A 19,457-nucleotide genomic window follows, 5' to 3' on the forward strand; every position below is an offset into this window, starting at 1 on the left:
CTCACGGAATCCGATTACATGAAGAAAACTTCGCTCCTCGTGGCCCTGCCGGCCGTGGCCCTCAGTGGCCTGCTGCTCACCGGCTGCGGCGCGTTCCGCTCGCACAAGGCGTGGGACACCGCCGTGCAGGAAGCCCCGCTGGAGATCCCGCCGAGCCTCGACCGGCCGTCGACCAGCGACGCGCTGGTAATTCCGCCGCCGGGCGCGAACCAGCCGACCGCCAATGGCGCCACTGCAAGCGTCGGCTCGGCCGACGGCCAGATCACCGATGGCTTCGTGCTGACCGACAGCGTGGACAATGCCTATCGCCGGGTCGGCCAGGTGCTGGAAAGCGGCAACCTGGGCGAGGTGGTCGGCCATGACGACGCCACGCACAGCTACACGCTGAATGTTGCCGACGCCTTGGCGCAGCAGAAGAAGAAAGGTTTCTTCGGCCGCATGTTCGGGCGCGACAAGGGCAGTTCCGTGCGCGCCCCGGGCGCCGGCTCGCACCAGGTTCGGGTCAGCATCAACGGCAGCGGCACGGCGGCCAGCGAAATACGCGCCGAAGGCAATGCCGCGGCCGTGGGCAAGGTGATCGACGCGTTGAAATCGCGTCTGGGCGGCTGATCCCCGAGTCGCGCCACCAAAAAGAACGCCGCCCTCGAGGCGGCGTTCTTTTTGGTCTGGTAGGTGGGCTCAGCGCTGCAGCAGCTCGAGCTTGTCCGGCTTGCCTTCCCACGCCTTGGCGTCGGGCAGGGCATCCTTGCGTTCGGTGATCACCGGCCAGTCTTTCGCCAGTTCGGCGTTCAGCGCCACGAACGCTTCCTGGCCGGCCGGCACGTCGTCTTCCGGATAGATCGCGTTGATCGGGCACTCCGGCTCGCACAAGGTGCAGTCGATGCACTCGTCCGGGTCGATCACCAGGAAATTGGGGCCTTCGTGGAAGGCGTCGACCGGGCAGACCTCGACGCAATCGGTGTACTTGCACTTGATGCAGTTGTCGATGACGACGAAGGTCATGGGCGGCTTGGGCCTGCTTGTGGGAAGTGTGCCAGACGGCCCGGTAAATGGTGCTCCCTACGAGACTCGAACTCGTGTTCCCGCCTTGAGAGGGCAGTGTCCTAGGCCACTAGACGAAGGGAGCGTTATCCTGCGAGGCGCGCTAGTATAGCGGAATTGTTTCGCCCGGCAATGCTTGGCACGCATCGGCCTGCACCGTTCGAAGCAGACCCCGCCGGTGCACGCGTCCCGCGTCCCCGCGGGACGGATTCGCGGCGCCACGCGCCGCGATATATTGCAACCCAAGGGCGGCTTCGCCCGCAAGGATTCCGACCGCTTGAATCTCGAATCAGGGAACGACATCGCGCCAACGCTGCGGATCATTCCGCGCGACCAGCACATCATCTCGCGCAAGAACATCAGCAAGGCGGCGTTGCGCGTGCTGTACCGCCTGAACGAAGCCGGCTACACCGCCTACCTGGTCGGTGGTGCGGTGCGCGACCTGCTGCTGGGGCTGCGGCCGAAGGACTTCGATGTGGCCACCGACGCCACGCCGGACGAGGTGAAGAAGCTGTTCCGCAACTGCCGCCTGATCGGCCGCCGTTTCCGACTGGCCCATGTGGTGTTCGGCCCGGAGATCATCGAGGTGGCCACTTTCCGCGGCACCGGCGAGGAGGGCGGCGAGGGCGACCGCCACATCATCGACGGCCGCATCGTGCGCGACAACATCTGGGGCACGATCGAGGAGGACGCGGTACGCCGCGACTTCCGCGTCAACGCGATGTACTACGACATCAGCGACTTCTCGGTGCGCGACTACGTCGGCGGCATGCAGGATCTCGAGGATCGCGTGCTGCGCCTGATCGGCGACCCGGACACCCGCTATCACGAGGACCCGGTGCGCATGCTGCGCGCGGCGCGGCTGGCGGCGAAACTTGGCATGCACATCGACGCCGCCGCGATGGCGCCGTTCGAGACGTTGGGGCCGCTGCTGGCCGATGCCGCGTCGGCGCGGCTGTTCGACGAGTCGCTGAAAATGTTCCTGGCCGGCAACGGCCTGAAGAGCTTTCGCATGCTGGAACAATGCGGCCTGTTGAAGTTCCTGTTCCCGGCCACCGCGCGTGCGCTCAGGCGCGGCGACGAGGCGCTGCGCGCGCTGGTCGAGCACGGCCTGGCGAACACCGATGCACGGATCGCCGAAGGCAAGTCGGTAACCCCGGCGTTCCTGTTCGCGGTGCTGCTGTGGGGCGAAGTGCGCGACGTGGCGCACCAGTTGATCGGCCGCGGCGTCGAAAGCAACGAGGCGTGGTCGCGCGCCGCCGGCCAGGTGGTCGGCGAGCAGTGCCAGCGGGTGGCGATCCCGCGCCGGTTCACCTTCACCATGGAGGAGATCTGGTCGCTGCAGCCGCGTTTCGAGCAGATCCAGCGCAAGCGCGTATTCCGCCTGATGGCGCATCCGCGCTTTCGTGCCGCGTTCGACTTCCTGCTGCTGCGTGGCGACGAATCGCCGGCGATGCGCGAACTGGGCCAGTGGTGGGCGCATGCGCAACAGCTGCCGCAGGACGTGCTGGCGGCCGCGCTGCCGGCCGGCGGCGGCAGTGCCGCTGATTACGTGGCGGCGCCGGTAGCCGCCAAGCCGCCGCGCCCGCGCCGGCGGCGACGCCGGCCGGGCGACAAATCAGGCTCCGCGTGACCCTGGCCTACGTCGCGTTGGGCAGCAACCTCGGCAACCCGCGGCAACAGTTGCTCGACGCCATGGAGGCGTTGGCGAACCTGCCCGATACCCGCCTGCTGCAGCGTTCGCGGCTGTATCGCACGCCGCCGTGGGGTGTGCTGGAGCAACCGCCGTTCATCAACGCCGCGGTGGAACTGGACACCGCGCTGTCGCCGCACGCCTTGCTGGACGCCATGCTGGCGATCGAGCAGCGCGCCGGCCGCGTGCGCGCCGAACGCAACGGCCCGCGCACGCTGGATCTGGACCTGCTGCACGTCGACGGCGTGCGGTCGGACGACCCGCAGCTGACCCTGCCGCATCCGCGCATGGCCGAGCGCGCGTTCGTGCTATTGCCCTTGCACGACATCGCGCCCACGCTGCGCTTGTTCGGCCAGGCCACGGTGGCGGAGCTGCTCGCCCGCCTCGATCTGGCTGGTTGTGAACGCGTGGCTTGAGCCATCACCGTGGCGCGCCGGATAATCGGCGGCCACCCCTCATCCCAGGAATTGCCGTGTACGTGCAGAACGCCAGTGTCCCCGACCGCAAGCCGGTGACCGTGCCAGGCCTGCTTGCGATGAAGGCGCAGGGACGGCGCATCGTGATGCTCACCGCCTACGACGCCAGTTTCGCGTGGCAGCTGGAGGCGGCCGGCGTCGATATCGCGCTGGTCGGCGATTCGCTCGGCATGGTGGTGCAGGGGCATCGCAGCACGCTGCCGGTGACGCTGGACCACATGGTCTACCACACCGCCGCGGTGGCGCGCGGACTGTCGGCCACGCTGCTGGTGGCCGATATCCCGTTCATGGCCGACCGCGACGTGGCGCATGCGCTGGAAGCCGGCACGCGGCTGGTCGGCGAAGCCGGCGCGGCGATGGTGAAGATCGAGGGCGCCGCGCCGCACATCCTCGAAGTGATCGCGGCGCTGAACGAGCGCGCGATCCCGGTTTGCGCGCACCTGGGGCTCACCCCGCAGTCGGTGCACAAGTTCGGCGGCTTCCGCATCCAGGGTCGCGAACAGGCTGCCGCCGACCGCGTGCTGGCCGAGGCATTGGCGGTGCAGGCGGCCGGGGCGGACTTGCTGGTGATGGAAGGCGTGCCGGTGGAGCTGGGCCAGCGGGTGACTGCGGCGCTGACGATACCGGTGATCGGCATCGGCGCGGGGCCGCATTGCGATGGCCAGGTGCTGGTGATCCACGACATGCTCGGCATCACCCCGGGCAAGCGGCCGAAGTTCAGCAGGGATTTCCTGAGCGGGCGCGATTCTGTCGCCGCGGCGATCGCCGCCTACGCCGAGGACGTGCGCAGCGGCGCGTTCCCGGCTCCCGAGCATTGTTTCAACTGACCTGGCGAGTCGACATCCCATGCAGACCGTACAAGACGTCCCGGCACTGCGTGCCGCGATCCGCGGCTGGCGCACCCAAGGCCAGACGGTGGGCTTCGTGCCGACCATGGGCAACCTGCACGCGGGTCACCAGTCGCTGATCAAGCTGGCGCGGGCGCGCACCGAACGGGTGGTCGCCAGTGTGTTCGTCAACCCCACCCAGTTCGGCCCGAACGAGGATTACGACCGCTACCCGCGCACCCTGGTGCAGGATCAGGCGGCGCTGGCCGAGCAGGATTGCGACCTGCTGTTCGCGCCGGACGTGGCCACGATGTATCCGTTCGGTGCCGAACACAGCGTCAGCGTGCACGTGCCGCGGATCACCGACACGCTGGAGGGCGCGCACCGGCCGGGGCATTTCGACGGCATGGCTACCGTGGTGTGCAAGCTGTTCAACCTGGTGCAGCCGGACGTGGCGGTGTTCGGCCAGAAGGATTTCCAGCAGCTGAAAGTGGTCGAGCGGATGGTGCGCGACCTGGGGCTGCCGGTGAAGGTGGTGGCGGCGCCGATCCTGCGCGCCGACGACGGCCTGGCGCTGAGTTCGCGCAACCAGTACCTGAGCGCGGAGGAGCGCACGCGCGCGCCGCTGATCCACGACACCTTGCTGAAAATGCGCGAATTGCTGGCGCAAGGGCATCCGTGGCAGGCCATCGAACAGACCGCCACCGCGCGGCTGGCGCGGGCGGGTTTCGTGCCCGATTACGTGGCGATCCGCCGCGCCGAGGACCTGGCCGAGCCGGCCGAAGGCGAGCACGAGGGGCTGGTGGCCCTGGTCGCGGCCCGTCTGGGCAATACCCGCCTGATCGACAACTTGCTGTTCGACTGAGTTGCCCGCATATCGGGGCCGTTGCCGCTGATGTTGCGGTGCAACGTCATCGGTTCGATAATTGCCGACTTTGCAGGATGTCCCTGCTGGAAAGAATGTCATGCACCTGAACATGCTCAAGGCCAAGATCCACCGCGCCACGGTGACCCACGCCGAGCTGCACTACGAAGGCTCGATCGCGATCGACGGCTTGCTGCTGGATGCTTCGGGCATCCGCGAGTACGAGCAGATCCACGCCTGGAACGTCAACAGCGGCCAGCGCTTCGTCACCTACGCGCTGCGCGCCGAGGAAGGCTCGGGCATCATCTCGGTCAACGGCAGTGCTGCACGCAGCGCGCAAGCGGGCGATGTCGTCATCATCGCGGCCTTCGTGCAGTTGAGCGAGGCGGAGCTGGAACAGTACCAGCCCACCTGCGTCTACATCGCGCCGGGCCCGGGCAACCGCATCAGCCATACCAACCGTTCCATTCCCAAGCAGATGGCCGCGGCCTGATCCTTCAGCCGCGCTGTTTCGCCAGCGCCCATGCCACGTGCTCGCGCACGACCGCCGACGGGTGATCGGCGCGGGTGTTGAGCGCCTCGACCGCTGCCGCTGACTTCGGCGCATTGCCCAGCGCCACCGCGATGTTGCGCAGCCAGCCCTCGTAGCCGGTGCGGCGGATCGCCATGCCTTCGGTGCGCTTGAGGAATTCGTCCTCGCTCCACGCAAACAGCTCGACCAGCTTCGCGCCGTCGAGGCTGTGCCGCGGCGCGAAATCCGGCTCGGTGGTGGCCTGCGCGAACTTGTTCCACGGACACACCAGCTGGCAGTCGTCGCAGCCGAAGATGCGGTTGCCCATCGGCGTGCGCAATTCTTCCGGAATGCTGCCTTTCAGCTCGATCGTGAGGTACGAGATGCAGCGCTTGGCGTCGAGCCGATACGGACCCAGGATCGCCTGGGTCGGGCACACCTCGATGCAGCGCGTGCAGCTGCCGCAGTGCGCGCTGGCCGGTGTGTCGACCGGCAGCGGCAGGTCGGTGTACAGCTCGCCGAGGAAGAAGTACGAGCCGGCGTGGCGGTTGATCAGCACGGTGTGCTTGCCGATCCAGCCCAGCCCCGCGTTGCGCGCCAGCGCCTTCTCCAGCACCGGCGCGGAGTCCACGTAGGCGCGATAGCCGAAGTCGCCGACCACGCCGTGGATACGCTCGGCCAGCTTCTGCAGGCGGCTGCGCATCAGCTTGTGGTAGTCGCGCCCCAGCGCATAGCGCGACACGTAGCCGGCCTCGGCGTCGCCCAGCACGCCCCAAGCGTTCGCGGTGCCGGGCGGAATGTAGTCCATGCGCACCGAGATCACCCGTTGCGTGCCCGGCTCCAGTTCGGCCGGGCGGGTGCGCTTGGTGCCGTGCCGGGCCATGTATTCCATCTTGCCGTGGTGGCCGTGTTCGAGCCAGCGTTCGAGATGCTGTTCGTCCTCGCCCAGGTCGGTGCCGCTGATGCCGGCGTCGGCGAAACCCAGTTCGATCGCCCAGCGCTTGATGTCGCGGGCGAGCGCGGCGTAATCGGGCGAACCGGACGAGGTGATGCTGGGCATCCGCCTATTGTAGATGCGGCCCGTGCCTATAATCCGCGCATGCCTGCCCATCCATACAGCCGCGATCTGCATACCGTCGAACAGTTGCGCGTGATGGAGCGCGCGGCGCTGTCGGCGCTGGGCATTTCCGGCCCCGAGCTGATGCGTCGCGCAGCCAGCGCCGCGCTGAACAGTCTGCGCCGGCACTGGCCGCAGCTGCAGCAGGTCTGCATCCACTGCGGCCCCGGCAACAACGGCGGCGACGGTTTCCTGCTCGGCGTGCTGGCGCGCGAGGCCGGCTTGCAGGTCGAGCTGGTGGCGTTGACGGCAACTTCGCACGGCGACGCCGCGGCGGCACGCGCGGCGTGGGAGGCGGGCGGTGGCCGGGTGCGCTTGTGGGACGCGCAAGCGGCATTGCCCGAAGCCGAGCTGCACGTCGACGCGCTGTACGGTATCGGCCTCAACCGCGCGCCCGAGCCGGTGCCGGCCCGGTTGATCGAAACGATCAACCAGAGCGGCCGACTGGTGCTGGCGCTGGACGTGCCCAGCGGTCTGGATACCGACACCGGCAGCTGTCCCGGCGCGGCGATTCGCGCGGATGTCACGATCACTTTCATTGCCGGCAAACGCGGACTGCACACCGCACGTGCGGCCGACCAGGTTGGCGTGCTCGAACTGGCCACCCTGGGTGTGCCCGACAGCGTCTACACCGACACGCTGCCCGACGCGCAGCTGCTGGTCGCCGAGGCGTTGCCGCCGCGCGCGCGCTACGCGAACAAGGGCAACTACGGCCACGTGCTGGTGATCGGCGGCGAGCACGGCATGGCCGGTGCGGCGCGTCTGGCCGGCGAGTCGGCGTTGCGTGCCGGCGCCGGCCTGGTCAGCGTGGCAACGCGCGCCGGCCACGTGTTCGCGTTGAACACCGCGCGGCCGGAACTGATGGCGCATGGTGTCGACGGGCCGCAGGCGTTGGCGCCGCTGCTCGAACGGGCCAGCGTGCTGGCCCTGGGGCCGGGCCTGGGCCAGGCCGCCTGGGGCCATGCGTTGTGGTTGACCGCACTGGACGCGAACAAACCGCTGGTGCTCGATGCCGACGGTTTGAACCTGCTGGTACGCGAGCCGCGCCGGTTCGGTGCACCGACCGTGCTGACACCGCATCCGGGCGAGGCGGCGCGGCTGCTCGGGGTGGCCACCGCCGCCATCGAGCAGGACCGTTTCGCCGCGGTGCGCGAACTGGCACGGCGCCACGCCGCAGTCGTCGTGCTGAAGGGTGCTGGCAGTCTGATCGCCGATCCGGATGGACGTCTGGACGTCTGTCCGTGGGGCAACCCGGGAATGGCCGGCGGCGGCATGGGCGACCTGCTCACCGGCATCGTGGCGGCCCTGCTGGCGCAGGGTTGCAGCGCCTGGCAGGCGGCCTGCCTCGGCGTCGGCTTGCATGCGCGGGCCGGTGATCGCGCCGCCCAGCAGGGCGAGCGCGGGCTGCTGGCCAGCGACCTGCTGGCTCCCTTGCGGGCATTGGGCAACGGCATGACGGGATACGAACGTGAACATGACTGAGCCGGCCGATATCGACCTGGCGTGGACGCTGCCCGACGAGGCCGCCACCGCGGCGCTGGCTGCGCGCGTGGCCAGCGCCTTGGACGGCGGCATGGTGCTGTACCTGCATGGCCCGCTGGGCGCCGGCAAGACCAGTTTCGCGCGCGCCTTGCTGACCGCGCTGGGCGTGGGTGAACGGGTCAAGAGCCCCACCTACAGCCTGGTCGAGGGTTATACGGCGCGGGATCGGCCGGCCTGGCATCTGGACCTGTACCGGATCGCCGATCCCGGCGAACTGGAGTGGCTGGGCCTGGACGCGCTGGCCGACCCGGCGGCGCTGGTGCTGGTGGAGTGGCCCGAGCGTGGCGCCGGCGCGTTGCCGGCGGCGGATCTCGAACTGCAGCTGGACTATGCCGGTCAGGGCCGCCAGGCGTCGCTGCGCGCGTTCACCGTACGGGGCGAGCGGCTGCAGGCGCGGCTGGCTAAGTACTGACTCTTCCTGGAAAAATTGCGATCCGGCGATTCTGGCAAGGATCTGTTCGGAATGTGTGACTTGCGGTCCATAACTTGACACGGTCTGATGAATGGTGTGCAGGCTATGGATACTTAAGGGAAAAACTCTTGCATTCCACACATCGCTGCGCTTCAATGCGGCTCATGAGGGGTTACCTGAACAACTGGGGTGGGTGGGTTGTCGTCGCGATCCTGGCGGCGGCGCCGCTATGCGTGACGCGGGCAGCAGACTTGAAGGGTGCGCGAGCTTGGGCCGGCCCCGAATACACCCGCGTGGTGCTCGACGCCTCCGGCCCGCTGCGTTACACGATCAGCCAGAAGGACGGCCAGGTCGTGGTCGACCTGCCGGATAGCCGCACTACCAGCAGTTTTTCCAGTCCGTCCGCGCAAGGCCTGTACCGCGGCATGAGCCACGCCCGTGTCGGCGACGGCATGCAGCTGACCGCGAGGGTCGCCCCGGCCAGCCGCCTGAAGAGTTTCGTGCTGAAGCCGGCCAGCGGCACAGACTATCGGCTGGTGCTGGACCTGTATCCCGCCGACGCCAACGCCGATGCCAGCGTCAGCGTCAGCGTCGCCACGGCCGCGCCGGCCAAGGCCGCACCTGCGCCTGTCGCCCAGGCACCTGTGGCGGTTCCGTCGTACAGCAACCCCACGCACAGCCGCCGCGTGGCGGCCGAGCAGGCGGCAGCGATGCTCAACGGCCAGCGCCAGGTGGTGGTGGCGATCGACGCCGGCCACGGCGGCAAGGACCAGGGCGCGCATGGCCCCGGCGGCACGCTCGAAAAGAACGTCACGCTGGCGGTGGCGCGCGAGCTGGCGGCGCAGATCAACCGCCAGCCGGGCATGAAGGCGGTGCTGACCCGCGACAGCGATTTCTATATCCCGCTCAAACAGCGCTACCAGATTGCCCGCGAGAACAACGCCGACCTGTTCGTCTCGATCCACGCCGACTCGTTCACCAACGACGATGCCCGCGGCTCGTCGGTGTGGGTGCTGTCGCCGCGCGGCAAGACCAGCGAGGCCGCGCGCTGGCTGGCCGACCGCGAAAACCGCGCCGACCTGATCGGCGGTACCACGCTGGACGACAAGGACGACAGCCTGGCCAAGGTGCTGCTGGACCTGCAACAGGGCTGGGCCATGCAGGCCAGCGACGTGGTCGCCGGCAACGTGTTGAAGGCGCTGGGCCAGCTGGGTCCGACCCATCGCGGCTATGTCGAGCGCGCGAACTTCGTGGTGCTGCGCTCGCCGGACGTGCCGTCGATCCTGGTCGAGACCGCGTTCATCAGCAATCCGGCCGAAGAGCGCAGGCTGCGCGATCCGGCGCACCAGAAGAAGCTCGCCGAAGCGGTGATGGGCGGCGTGCGGAATTATTTCGAATCCACGCCGCCGCCCGGCACCTGGTTTGCGGCCGAGGCCGCGCGCCGCAGTGGCGTCCGACTGGCATCCAGTTCGGATGCCGGCGCCGGCAAGACGGTCGCGTCGCGGACGGAAACGCATGCGCGCGACCTGCACAAGGTCGGGCGCGGCGAAAGCCTGAGCAGCATCGCGCGGCAGTACGGGGTCAGCGTCGGCGCATTGAAGAATGCGAACCAGATAAACAGCAACACGGTACGCGCCGGCACGACGCTGACCATCCCCACCGGCTGACCTCGGCCGGTTCGCTCGCCGACGGCTTCGCGGGCGTTCGCTGCTAAAGTTCGCGGATGACCGTCATCCGCCTGCTTCCCCCCGAACTCATCAACCAGATCGCTGCCGGCGAAGTCATCGAGCGCCCATCCTCGGTGGTCAAGGAACTGGTCGAGAACAGTCTCGACGCCGGCGCCACGCGCATCGAGGTGGATATCGAGGCCGGCGGCGCGCGCCTGATCCGCGTGCGCGACGACGGCGGCGGCATCCATGTCGACGAACTGCCGCTGGCGGTGGCCTCGCACGCGACCAGCAAAATCGGCAGCTTCGACGATCTGGAACACGTCGCCAGCATGGGTTTCCGCGGCGAGGCGCTGGCTTCGGTGTCGTCGGTGGCGCGCTTCGCGCTGACTTCGCGCGCACGCGACCAGGACGCCGCGTTCCGCATCGAGGTCGACGGCGGCAAGCTGCAGGCGGCGCGTCCGGCGCAGCATCCGCAGGGCACCAGCGTCGAGGTGCGCGACCTGTTCTACAACGTGCCGGCGCGACGGAAATTCATGCGCGCCGAGCGTACCGAATTCGCGCATATCGACGACTTGCTGAAATCGCTGGCGCTGGCACGTGGCTCGGTCGAATTCCGGCTCAGCCACAACGGCAAACCGGTGCGTATCTGGAAGGCCGCACGCGACGAGCAGGCGCAGCTGCAGCGCGTGGCCGAGGTGCTCGGCGACGAGTTTCCGGCGCAAAGCCTGCGCATCGACCACGCCGCGGCCGGCCTGCATCTGTCCGGTTGGGTCGGCCTGCCTACAGCATCGCGCGCACAGGCCGATTCGCAGTATTTCTACGTCAACGGCCGGCTGGTGCGCGACCGCATCGTCGCCCACGCGGTGCGCCAGGCGTATGCCGACGTGCTGTTCCACGGCCGTCACGCCGCGTTCGTGCTGTACCTGGAACTCGATCCGGCGGGCGTCGACGTGAACGTGCATCCGGCCAAGCACGAAGTGCGTTTCCGCGAGCAGCGGCTGGTGCACGATTTCCTGTTCCGCACCTTGCACGAGGCGCTGGCGCAGACGCGCGCGGGACTGGGTACGCTGCCGGCGACGGAGCCGGCACCGATGGCCGGTTACCCGTATGCGCCACCCGCTCCGGTGGCCTGGCCCAGCCCGTCCAGCCAGAGTCGGCTGAGCCTGGGCACGCGCGAGGAACCGCTGGCCGATTACGCGGCCTTGCTCGGTGCCTCGCCATCCATCGCTGGTGTGCCCACGCCGTTGCCGGAAACGGCGGAGGGCGAGGCACCGCCGCTCGGTTTCGCGATCGCCCAGCTGAAGAGCATCTTCGTGCTGGCCGAGAATGCGCACGGCATGGTGCTGGTCGACATGCATGCAGCGCACGAGCGGATCACCTACGAAAAGTTGAAAGCCGGTCGCGTCACCAGCAACCTGCGCTCGCAGGTGCTGCTGGTGCCGCTTTCCATCGCGGTCAGCGCGAAGGAAGTGGCCGCCGCGGAGGAGCATGCCGAGGCGCTGGTCGAGTGGGGCCTGGAGCTGTCGCGCAGCGGTCCGGCGACGATCGTGGTACGGCGCATTCCTGCGCTGCTGGAAGGCGCCGACGTAGCCCAGCTCAGCCGTGATGTGCTGTCCGAACTGGCCCAGCACGGCAGCTCGCGCCGCCTGCAGGAGCTGGAGAACGAACTGCTCTCCACGATGGCCTGCCACGGTTCAGTGCGCGCGGGTCGGCGCCTGACGATTCCCGAGATGAACGCACTGCTGCGCGAGATGGAGGCGACCGAACGCTCCGGACAATGCAATCATGGGCGTCCGACCTGGGTTCAGCTGAGCCTGGCCGAGCTCGACAAGTTGTTCATGCGCGGCCGTTGACGCGCCTTCAAGAAACGTTTCGCTGGAGATATTGATGATACGTACCAGCCTGTTTGTTGCCGCCGCCATCCTGGGAGTCGCTACCGTGCAAGCCGCCGACATCGATAGTTACAAACAAAGCATCGAGCAGTGGCAGGCCGGCCGGGTCGAACGGCTGACCGCGCCGGACGGCTGGCTGAGTCTGATCGGGCTGGAATGGCTGAAGGAGGGCGCGAACCGCGTCGGCAGCGCCGCCGACAACGACATCGTGCTGAGCGCCGGCCCCGCGCATCTGGGTGTGGTCACGCTGGCGCGAGATGGCAGCATGCGCATCGCGCTGGACAAGGACAGCGGCGCCACCATCGACGGCAAGGCCGTGACGGAAGCCGCGCTGGTGGACGATCTGCACGCCGGCGCGGACGCTGCGCCGACCCGGGTGGGTTTCGGCAGCGCGAGCTTCTACGTGATCGACCGCGATGGCCGCAAGGGGTTGCGGGTGAAGGACACGCAGGCGCCGACGCGCCAGCATTTCCTCGGCATCGATGCGTTCCCGATCGACCCGTCGTGGCGGATCGAGGCGACCTGGGTGCCGGCGCAGCCGGGCGAGACGCTGGAGATGGGCTCGGTGATCGGCACCATCGACAAGTACCCGGTGCCGGGCAAGCTGGAGTTCACCCGCGACGGCAAGCACTTCGAGATCCTGCCGGTGATCGAGGTGCCGGGCGACGCGCAGTACTTCATCGTGTTCGCCGACCGCACCAGCGGCAAGGAAACCTACGGCGCCGCGCGTTTCCTGTACATCGACCCGCCGCAAGACGGCAAGGTCGTGCTGGATTTCAACAAGGCGTACAACCCGCCGTGCGCGTTCACCCCGTTCGCCACCTGTCCGCTGGCGCCGCCGGAAAACCGGCTGGATCTGCGCGTCACCGCCGGGGAGAAGAACTACCGTGGCTCGAATCACTGAGTGGTGCGCGGTCGCCGCGCTGATGTGGCTGGTTCCGTTTTCCGTGCCGGCCGCGACGCCGGAGAATTACGCCGCTGCGGTGACCAGGGCGCGCGCCGAGCGCGTCGATCAGCTGAAGCGCGTGGACGGCTATCTGGCGTTCACCGCCTCGGGCTGGCTGCAGCCCGGCGCGAACAGCGTGGGCAGCGCGGCGGACAACCGCTTCGAGGTTCCCGGCGCGCCCGCGCACCTGGGCACGCTGCAGCTGGCGGCGGACGGACAGGTCAGCCTGCAGCTGGCGGAAACCCATGGGATCACGATCGACGGCCAGCCGGCGGCGGCCGTCAACGTATTGCGTACGCAAGGTCCGGACGGCAAGCAGCAGCCGACCCGCGCGGGCTTCGGCAGCAGTTACCTGTACGTGATCGAGAACGGCACGCAGCGCGGCCTGCGGGCGAAGAACAACGACGCGCCGCTGCGCACGCATTTCCCCGGCTTCGACTATTTCCCGATCGACCCGTTGTGGCGGATCGAGGCGGACTGGGTGCCGTTCGCCACGCCGCACATGCTGAAGATCGCCTACGTCACCGGCACCGTGAGCGATACGCCGATCGCGGGCAAGGCAGTGTTCCACCGCGATGGCCACACCTACGAGCTGCTGCCGATCGACGAGGATGGCCGGCTGTTCTTCGTGTTCACCGACCGCACGGCGGGGCGGTTGACCTACGGCGGCGCGCGCTTCCTGTACGCCGCGGCGCCGAAGAACGGCAAGGTGCTGCTGGACTTCAACCTGGCCGAAAACCCGCCATGCGCGATCACCCCGCACGTGGTCTGCCCGCTGGCGCCGCCGGAGAATCGGCTGAAGCTGCCGGTGACCGCGGGCGAGATGAAGTTTCTTGGCGGTGAGCACTGAGCTACCGCCACGCGATGGTTCGGCTCAACGCCCGGTGAACTGCGGCTTGCGTTTTTCCAGGAATGCCGCGGTGCCTTCGCGCATGTCCTCGGTGGAGAACACCAGCGCGAAACCCTGCGTCTCGAACTCCAGGCCCTGATCGATCGCGGTCTCGCCACCTTGCAGTACGGCGTCGAGGATGCCGGCGGCGGCCAGCGGCGCGGCCGCGGCGAGCTGGTCGGCCAGCGTGTTCACAGCTTCGTCTAGTGCTTCGGGCGCGACCACGCGAGTGACGATGCCAAGCTCGTACGCACGCTGCGCGTTGATCGGCGCGCCGGTCAGGCACAGCTCCAGCGCCGCGCCGCGGCCGGCCAGGCGCAGCAGGCGCTGGGTGCCGCCGAAGCCGGGGATCAGGCCGAGGTTGATTTCCGGCTGGCCGAACTTCGCCTTCTCGCTGGCCACGCGCAGGTGGCAGGCCATCGCCAGCTCCATGCCGCCGCCGAGCGCGAAACCCTGCACGCGCGCGATCACCGGCTTGCCGAGCCGCTCGATCGACGTCATCAGGCGCTGGCCGGCACGCGAGAAACCCTGCGCCCGCACCGGCGTGTAGCCGTTCATTTCGGCGATGTCGGCGCCGGCGACGAACGCCTTCTCGCCGGCGCCGGTCAACACCACCACGCGCACGGCGTCGTCCTGCGCGGCCTGCGCGAACACCAGGCTCAGCTCGTTGAGGGTGTCGCGGTTCAACGCGTTGAGCTTGTCCGGGCGGTTGACCACGATCGTGCGCACTGCGCCGCGGTTGCTGATTTCCAGGTTGCGATAGGCCATGAGTGGTTCCCGATCAGTGCAAAAACGCGATGGTAGCAGCGGGAACCTTTGCCGCCGCGGGGTTTCTCAAGCCACGAGCGCCAGCGCTGCACGAATCGCGCGAACCGCTTAGGATGAACCGTCAGGATCGATTGTCGCGATAGGGAAAGGCCCGGTGGAGAAAGGCATGACACATCTGCGTTGCGGGCTGCTCGGCGCAGTGCTGTTGCTGGGCGGAGTGGCGCATGCGCAGAGTGCGGTGCCGACGACGAAGCCCGACAAGGCGAAGCTGTCGTACGCGATCGGCTACCAGATCGGCAGCCAGTTCGCCGACGGCAAGCCGGACGTGGAAATCCCGATGCTGGTGCGGGCGATCCAGGATGCCTACGCCAGGCGCCATCCCAGCGTGTCGATGCAGGACATGCATCAGCAATTGCAGCGGCTCGACCAGCAGATGCATGCCGATGCGCTGGCCGAGTTCAACCGGATCGCCGCTCTCAATGCGCGCAAGAGCGCGCAGTACATGGCGCAGAACCGGCGGCAGTCCGGCGTGGTGCAACTGCCGTCGGGCATCCAGTACGCGGTGCTGAGCAAGGGCAGCGGCAAGGCCAGCCCCACCGTGAGCAGCACGGTGACGGTGAACTACCGCGGCATGCTGGTCGACGGCACCGAGTTCGACAGCACCTGGGCGCATGGCGCGCCGGTCAGTTTCACCGTCGACAAGGTGATCCGCGGCTGGCAGGACGTGATTCCGCGCATGCACGTGGGCGATCGCTGGAAGGTGGTGATTCCGCCGCAGCTGGCGTACGGCGAAACCGGCGCGTTGCCGCGGATCGGCCCGAACGAGGCACTGGTATTCGAGATCGAGCTGCTCGCGATCAAGCCGGATACGGGCAAGCCCTGAGAGCCTGCTCAAGTCCCGCGGTGGTAGCATGGCGGGGCATGTCGAACGCCCCGATCCCCGCCGAAACTCCACCATTGACGCCCTGCATCGGCACCTGCCGGCTGGATGCGCGCGGCTATTGCATCGGCTGCCAGCGCAGCGGCGAGGAGATCGGTCGCTGGCGCGCGATGAGCGACACCGAACGGTTGCATGTGATGCGCGATATCCTGCCGCTGCGCAGGACCTCATGATCGGCGAGTTGGTCAGCGCCCTGCGGCCGTTGTCGGCGCCGCCGACCGGGCCGGGCTGGAACCACGCGGACATGTCCCGCTTGCTCGGCAGCAGTCAGCGCTTGCCGGCGGCCGTGCTGGTGGGCTTTCGCGAAGGCGTGCAGCCGCGGCTGGTGCTCACCGTGCGCACCGACAACCTGCAGGCGCATGCCGGCCAGGTGGCGTTTCCCGGCGGGCGCAGCGACCCGGGCGATGGCGACGCACTCGCCACCGCATTGCGCGAAAGCGAGGAGGAGATCGGTCTCGACCGCGCGCTGGTGACGCCGCTGGGCTATCTCGACCGCTTCGAAACGATCAGCGGTTTCTGCGTCACCCCGGTGGTGGCGAAGATTGCGGCCGAGGCGCAGCTGTATCCGGCGCCGGACGAGGTGGCCGAGGTGTTCGAGGTGCCGCTGGCGTTCCTGCTGGAACCGGCCAACCTGCGCCGCTATACGATGGAATTCCGCGGCCACCAGCGGCCGATGGTGGAATTCATTCACGGCGGCCACCGCATCTGGGGCGCCACCGCCGCGATGCTGTACAACCTGTTGCAGAGGATGGGACGCACATGACGCTGAGGACCACCTTGATTGACGCGACGGAACTGGCTGCGCTGCCAGCGCATGCGGTGCTGATCGTGGATTGCCGCTTCGACCTGACCGATCCGGCGAAAGGCGAGCGTGATTATCTGGACGGCCATATCCCGGGCGCCGTCCATGCCAGCCTCGACCGTGACCTGTCCGACCTGTCGCGCCAGGCCGAAGGCCTGGGCCGGCATCCGTTGCCGCTGGAGTCCGCGTTCAACGCGCTGTTGTCGTGCTGGGGCTGGCAGCCGGGCATGCAGGTGGTGAGCTACGACGCCGCCGGCGGCGCGCTGGCCGCGGCGCGATTGTGGTGGCTGCTGCGCCTGGTCGGCGTACATGAGGCGGCGGTGCTGGATGGCGGCTACGCTGCGTGGCTGGCGGCCGGCCTGCCGGTCGAATCCGGCGCGGCCGCTCCGCGGCCGGTCAGCAAGGTGTCGTTGCGCTATAACGCGAACCAGGTGCTGCTCGATCATGTGGCGGTGCGCGACGGCGCGGCCGGCCAATTGCTCGATGCGCGCGCCGCGCCCCGCTACCGCGGTGATGTCGAGCCGCTGGATCGGGTCGGCGGCCACGTGCCCGGCGCGCTGAACCGGCCGTTCGCCGACAACCTCGGCAGCGACGGCCGCTTCAAGCCGGCGGCGCAACTGCGCGATGAGTTCCTGGCGGTGCTCGGCGTGAACGCACCCTCGCATGTGGTGCACATGTGCGGCTCCGGCGTCACCGCCTGCCACAACCTGCTGGCGATGGAACACGCCGGCCTGCACGGCTCGCGGCTGTACGCCCCATCGTGGAGCGGCTGGGTCAGCGACCCGTCGCGGCCGGTGGCGAAAGGTTGATTCATTTTTTCTCTTTGAGCCGGGCGACCAACTGCTGCAGCACCGCCTGCGTCTGCGGGTGGAAGAACGCCTCGACGAAATCGTCCAGCGGCAGCGCGTCCAGATCGGCGTAGGCCGCGGCGAGGTCCGCGCGGGCCAGCGTGCGGGTGGCCAGCATCGCGTGCGGTGGCAGCGCCAGCAACTCGCCCAGCCAGCGGATGGCGCGGGTGGTGACCTGGTCGACGCCGGTGAGTTCGTCGACGAAGCCGCAAGCCACCGCCTCGGCCGATTCGATCATGGCACCGGCGACCAGCAGCCGCTCGGCGCGATAGGTGCCGACCACGCGGCGCAGCGCCAGCTGGATCGCCTCGGGCACGATCAGCCCGACCTGCACCTCGTTGAGGCCAATCCGGTACGGACCTTCGGCCATCACCCGGTAGTCGCAGAACAGCGCCAGCACCGCGCCGCCGGCCGGGCTGTGGCCGGTGATCGCCGCCACCAGCGGAATCGGTGCGTGCGCCAGCGTGGCACACAACGCGAAGAACTCGCGCCAGTATTCGCGCACGCCGGCGCGGTCGCGGCCGAGCAGGGCCGGTATGTCGACGCCGGCCGAGAACAACCCCTGCGCGCCGGACAGCACGATGCCGCGCACACCGTCGCGCGCGGCGTCGTCGACGGCAGCGCGCAACGCGCGCAGCAGCTCCAGATTCAGTGCGTTGACCGGTGGACGGGCCAGCTGGATCTCGCGGATCCCGTTGTCATGGTTGGTGATGTTGAGCATGGTGAACTCCGGTTGGGATTACTGTGGTTGTTCGTCGGCGGTCCAGCTGTAGCGCACCGCGTAGTCCAGCACGGCCTTGCCGTTGGCCGGCACGTCGATGCGGAACTCCAGCGTGTCCGGCGTCTGCTGACTGGGCTTGCTGCTGGATGAAATCAGTGTCCACTGCCGCCAGCGGCTGGGATGCTCGCGCACCGTCACCGTGCGTGCGCTGTCGCCGGCATTGCTGAGGCTGATGCGGAATGCCTCATCCAGGGTGCGGCCGGCCTTGTCGGTGCTGAAGGCGGTGCGCTCGCGCGTGGCGCGCAGGTCGAACGCGGTGCCCAGGGTGAAGGTGGCCTCGCTGCCTTTCGGGGTGTCGTCGATGCGGCCTTCGCCGATGAACTGTGGCGTGCCGCTCCGGTCAGCGGTGAGCACGCGCAGGTAGCCGGCGGGCAGGCTGTCGAACGCCTTCAACTTCAGCGTGCTGACGATGGCGCTGCCGCCGCCCTGGTTGAAGTCGCGGCTGAGGATCGGCTGTTGCGGCTGGAAGCTGTTGCCGTTCTCGTACAGCGCGGTGCGCACGCAATCCAGCGTGCGCGTGGCGTACAACGGCACCTGGCTGACGCTGCCGTCGGGCAGCTCGACCGCGGCGGGCAGGGTGTAGCTACGGTAGTCGCCCACGCTGTCCTGCTGCGGCATGTCGGCACTCTCGGCCTTGGCGTTGAAACCGCGCGCCATCGTCATCATCGGCCGCGGCGCCGAGGCCTTGGCCATGTTCGGCTCGCCGGCGATCAGGGTGACCTGCGCATCGTGCCAGTCGCGGCCGCTGCGGTTGGCGATGCTCGCGCGCGATTCGAACTGCATGCGGCAGGCTGTGCCGGGCTGCAGCGTCGCCACGTAGGCGGCGCGCCAGCCGAGACCGGAAGTGGGATAGCTGAGCACGGCCCGGGCCTGGCCGGTGCGCGCGGCGTCCACGCGCAGGCTGAGGCTGGATCCGGTGGGGAAGTCGGCGCCGCTGCTGCGCACGGCCGCGTAGTGGATGACCAGGCTGGTGCGGCCGTTGCCGTCGCGCACCAGCAGACCGTCGCCCGCGCGCAGCAAGGTGCCGCTGGCCAGCGGCTCGCCGCTGCTGCCGAGTACGTCCACGTTGCGGCCGACCAGGCCGGTCAGCGCCGCATCCGCACCCTGCGCCAGCAACAAACGCTGCGAGATCACCTTCGCGCTGGCGTCGGGGAATCCCAGCGCCAGCGCTTCGGGATCGAGGAAGGTCGGCAGGTCGCCGATCACCACGTCATGCGTGCCGGCAGCGAGCGCCAGCGAGCGTTGCTCGCGCACCACCGCGTAACCGTCCCCGACATCGCCGCCGCCATGGCTGGCGTACAACGTGGCGCTGTCGCTGCGATACAAGGTGAGCGCCGTGGTGTCGGCAGCGTAGGCCGGCCATGCGCCGGCCAGGGCAGCGATACAGGCGAAGGCAAGGGCGGAGCGATGTGCTGTCGTCATGAGGCGCATTCCATC

19 protein-coding genes, 1 tRNA gene and 1 pseudogene are annotated in these 19,457 nt (G+C 68.6%); 15 read left to right on the plus strand and 6 right to left on the minus strand.

Going from position 1 to position 19,457, the window contains the following annotated elements:
• The first annotated feature begins 18 nt into the window (after positions 1-18).
• Entirely contained in the window at positions 19-609 is a 591-nt protein-coding gene (locus tag ASG75_RS00905) for a hypothetical protein (RefSeq protein ID WP_056384865.1), read from the plus strand.
• Positions 610-678: 69 nt separating this feature from the next.
• On the opposite strand, the gene fdxA is transcribed toward ASG75_RS00905, so the two are convergent.
• Entirely contained in the window at positions 679-1,002 is a 324-nt protein-coding gene (gene fdxA / locus ASG75_RS00910) for a ferredoxin FdxA (protein ID WP_056384867.1), read from the minus strand.
• Between the two features lie 48 nt (positions 1,003-1,050).
• Positions 1,051-1,126: transfer RNA gene (locus ASG75_RS00915), tRNA-Glu, on the minus strand.
• Between the two features lie 192 nt (positions 1,127-1,318).
• On the opposite strand from ASG75_RS00915, the gene pcnB reads away from it, so the two are divergent.
• The 5 genes from pcnB to panD all read left to right on the plus strand — a co-directional run bounded on the left by pcnB (position 1,319) and on the right by panD (position 5,395).
• Positions 1,319-2,674: a polynucleotide adenylyltransferase PcnB gene (gene pcnB, locus ASG75_RS00920; RefSeq protein ID WP_056386902.1), complete on the plus strand. Its 1,356-nt coding sequence runs from the start codon at positions 1,319-1,321 to the stop codon at positions 2,672-2,674.
• Positions 2,671-3,150 carry a 2-amino-4-hydroxy-6-hydroxymethyldihydropteridine diphosphokinase gene (gene folK, locus ASG75_RS00925; RefSeq protein ID WP_056384869.1) on the plus strand — a complete coding sequence of 160 codons (480 nt, stop codon included), beginning with the start codon at positions 2,671-2,673 and terminating at the stop codon, positions 3,148-3,150. The genes pcnB and folK overlap by 4 nt, the downstream gene beginning before the upstream one ends.
• Before the next feature lie 95 nt (positions 3,151-3,245).
• Complete coding sequence (gene panB / locus ASG75_RS00930) at positions 3,246-4,037, plus strand: 3-methyl-2-oxobutanoate hydroxymethyltransferase (RefSeq protein ID WP_268793534.1); 792 nt, start codon at positions 3,246-3,248, stop codon at positions 4,035-4,037.
• A gap of 19 nt (positions 4,038-4,056) precedes the next feature.
• Complete coding sequence (gene panC, locus ASG75_RS00935; protein ID WP_056384873.1) at positions 4,057-4,902, plus strand: pantoate--beta-alanine ligase; 846 nt, start codon at positions 4,057-4,059, stop codon at positions 4,900-4,902.
• Positions 4,903-5,002: 100 nt separating this feature from the next.
• Positions 5,003-5,395 carry an aspartate 1-decarboxylase gene (panD, locus tag ASG75_RS00940; protein WP_056384874.1) on the plus strand — a complete coding sequence of 131 codons (393 nt, stop codon included), beginning with the start codon at positions 5,003-5,005 and terminating at the stop codon, positions 5,393-5,395.
• Positions 5,396-5,399: 4 nt separating this feature from the next.
• Here panD and queG read toward each other — a convergent pair whose 3' ends face one another.
• A complete protein-coding gene (gene queG, locus ASG75_RS00945) occupies positions 5,400-6,473 on the minus strand; it encodes a tRNA epoxyqueuosine(34) reductase QueG (protein WP_056384876.1) in 1,074 nt (357 codons plus the stop codon).
• A gap of 39 nt (positions 6,474-6,512) precedes the next feature.
• Here queG and ASG75_RS00950 point away from each other — a divergent pair, with 39 nt between their 5' ends.
• The 6 genes from ASG75_RS00950 to ASG75_RS00975 all read left to right on the plus strand — a co-directional run bounded on the left by ASG75_RS00950 (position 6,513) and on the right by ASG75_RS00975 (position 13,842).
• Positions 6,513-8,012, plus strand: coding sequence for a bifunctional ADP-dependent NAD(P)H-hydrate dehydratase/NAD(P)H-hydrate epimerase (locus ASG75_RS00950; protein ID WP_056384878.1), 1,500 nt, complete (start codon positions 6,513-6,515; stop codon positions 8,010-8,012).
• Positions 8,005-8,484: a tRNA (adenosine(37)-N6)-threonylcarbamoyltransferase complex ATPase subunit type 1 TsaE gene (gene tsaE / locus ASG75_RS00955; protein ID WP_200935617.1), complete on the plus strand. Its 480-nt coding sequence runs from the start codon at positions 8,005-8,007 to the stop codon at positions 8,482-8,484. Before ASG75_RS00950 ends, tsaE begins: the two co-directional genes overlap by 8 nt.
• Before the next feature lie 164 nt (positions 8,485-8,648).
• Complete coding sequence (locus tag ASG75_RS00960; RefSeq protein ID WP_056384883.1) at positions 8,649-10,151, plus strand: N-acetylmuramoyl-L-alanine amidase; 1,503 nt, start codon at positions 8,649-8,651, stop codon at positions 10,149-10,151.
• A gap of 56 nt (positions 10,152-10,207) precedes the next feature.
• The gene (gene mutL, locus ASG75_RS00965) at positions 10,208-12,007 is read left to right on the plus strand and encodes a DNA mismatch repair endonuclease MutL (protein WP_056384885.1); all 1,800 of its coding nucleotides are present in this window, start codon (positions 10,208-10,210) and stop codon (positions 12,005-12,007) included.
• A 34-nt stretch (positions 12,008-12,041) separates the two neighbouring features.
• Complete coding sequence (locus ASG75_RS00970) at positions 12,042-12,950, plus strand: DUF1684 domain-containing protein (RefSeq protein WP_056384887.1); 909 nt, start codon at positions 12,042-12,044, stop codon at positions 12,948-12,950.
• Positions 12,934-13,842, plus strand: a complete 909-nt coding sequence (locus tag ASG75_RS00975; RefSeq protein ID WP_056384889.1) for a DUF1684 domain-containing protein — start codon at positions 12,934-12,936, stop codon at positions 13,840-13,842. The genes ASG75_RS00970 and ASG75_RS00975 overlap by 17 nt, the downstream gene beginning before the upstream one ends.
• Before the next feature lie 24 nt (positions 13,843-13,866).
• Here the strand turns inward: ASG75_RS00975 and ASG75_RS00980 are convergent, their stop codons facing one another.
• The gene (locus ASG75_RS00980) at positions 13,867-14,649 is read right to left on the minus strand and encodes an enoyl-CoA hydratase-related protein (RefSeq protein WP_056384891.1); all 783 of its coding nucleotides are present in this window, start codon (positions 14,647-14,649) and stop codon (positions 13,867-13,869) included.
• Between the two features lie 166 nt (positions 14,650-14,815).
• On the opposite strand from ASG75_RS00980, the gene ASG75_RS00985 reads away from it, so the two are divergent.
• From ASG75_RS00985 to ASG75_RS00995, 3 genes and pseudogenes are all read left to right on the plus strand, one after another.
• Positions 14,816-15,532, plus strand: coding sequence for an FKBP-type peptidyl-prolyl cis-trans isomerase (locus ASG75_RS00985; protein WP_056384893.1), 717 nt, complete (start codon positions 14,816-14,818; stop codon positions 15,530-15,532).
• A gap of 38 nt (positions 15,533-15,570) precedes the next feature.
• A pseudogene (locus ASG75_RS00990) lies at positions 15,571-16,352 on the plus strand (DUF1289 domain-containing protein).
• Positions 16,349-17,200: a sulfurtransferase gene (locus ASG75_RS00995; RefSeq protein WP_056384895.1), complete on the plus strand. Its 852-nt coding sequence runs from the start codon at positions 16,349-16,351 to the stop codon at positions 17,198-17,200. Before ASG75_RS00990 ends, ASG75_RS00995 begins: the two are co-directional and overlap by 4 nt.
• Position 17,201: 1 nt before the next feature.
• Here ASG75_RS00995 and ASG75_RS01000 read toward each other — a convergent pair whose 3' ends face one another.
• Positions 17,202-17,960: an enoyl-CoA hydratase/isomerase family protein gene (locus tag ASG75_RS01000; RefSeq protein WP_056384897.1), complete on the minus strand. Its 759-nt coding sequence runs from the start codon at positions 17,958-17,960 to the stop codon at positions 17,202-17,204.
• Between the two features lie 18 nt (positions 17,961-17,978).
• The gene (locus ASG75_RS01005) at positions 17,979-19,442 is read right to left on the minus strand and encodes a DUF4139 domain-containing protein (RefSeq protein WP_056386904.1); all 1,464 of its coding nucleotides are present in this window, start codon (positions 19,440-19,442) and stop codon (positions 17,979-17,981) included.
• Positions 19,443-19,457: the final 15 nt, after the last annotated feature.

Origin of the sequence: Rhodanobacter sp. Soil772 (assembly GCF_001428385.1) — a bacterium.
Classification (GTDB): Bacteria; Pseudomonadota; Gammaproteobacteria; order Xanthomonadales; family Rhodanobacteraceae; genus Rhodanobacter.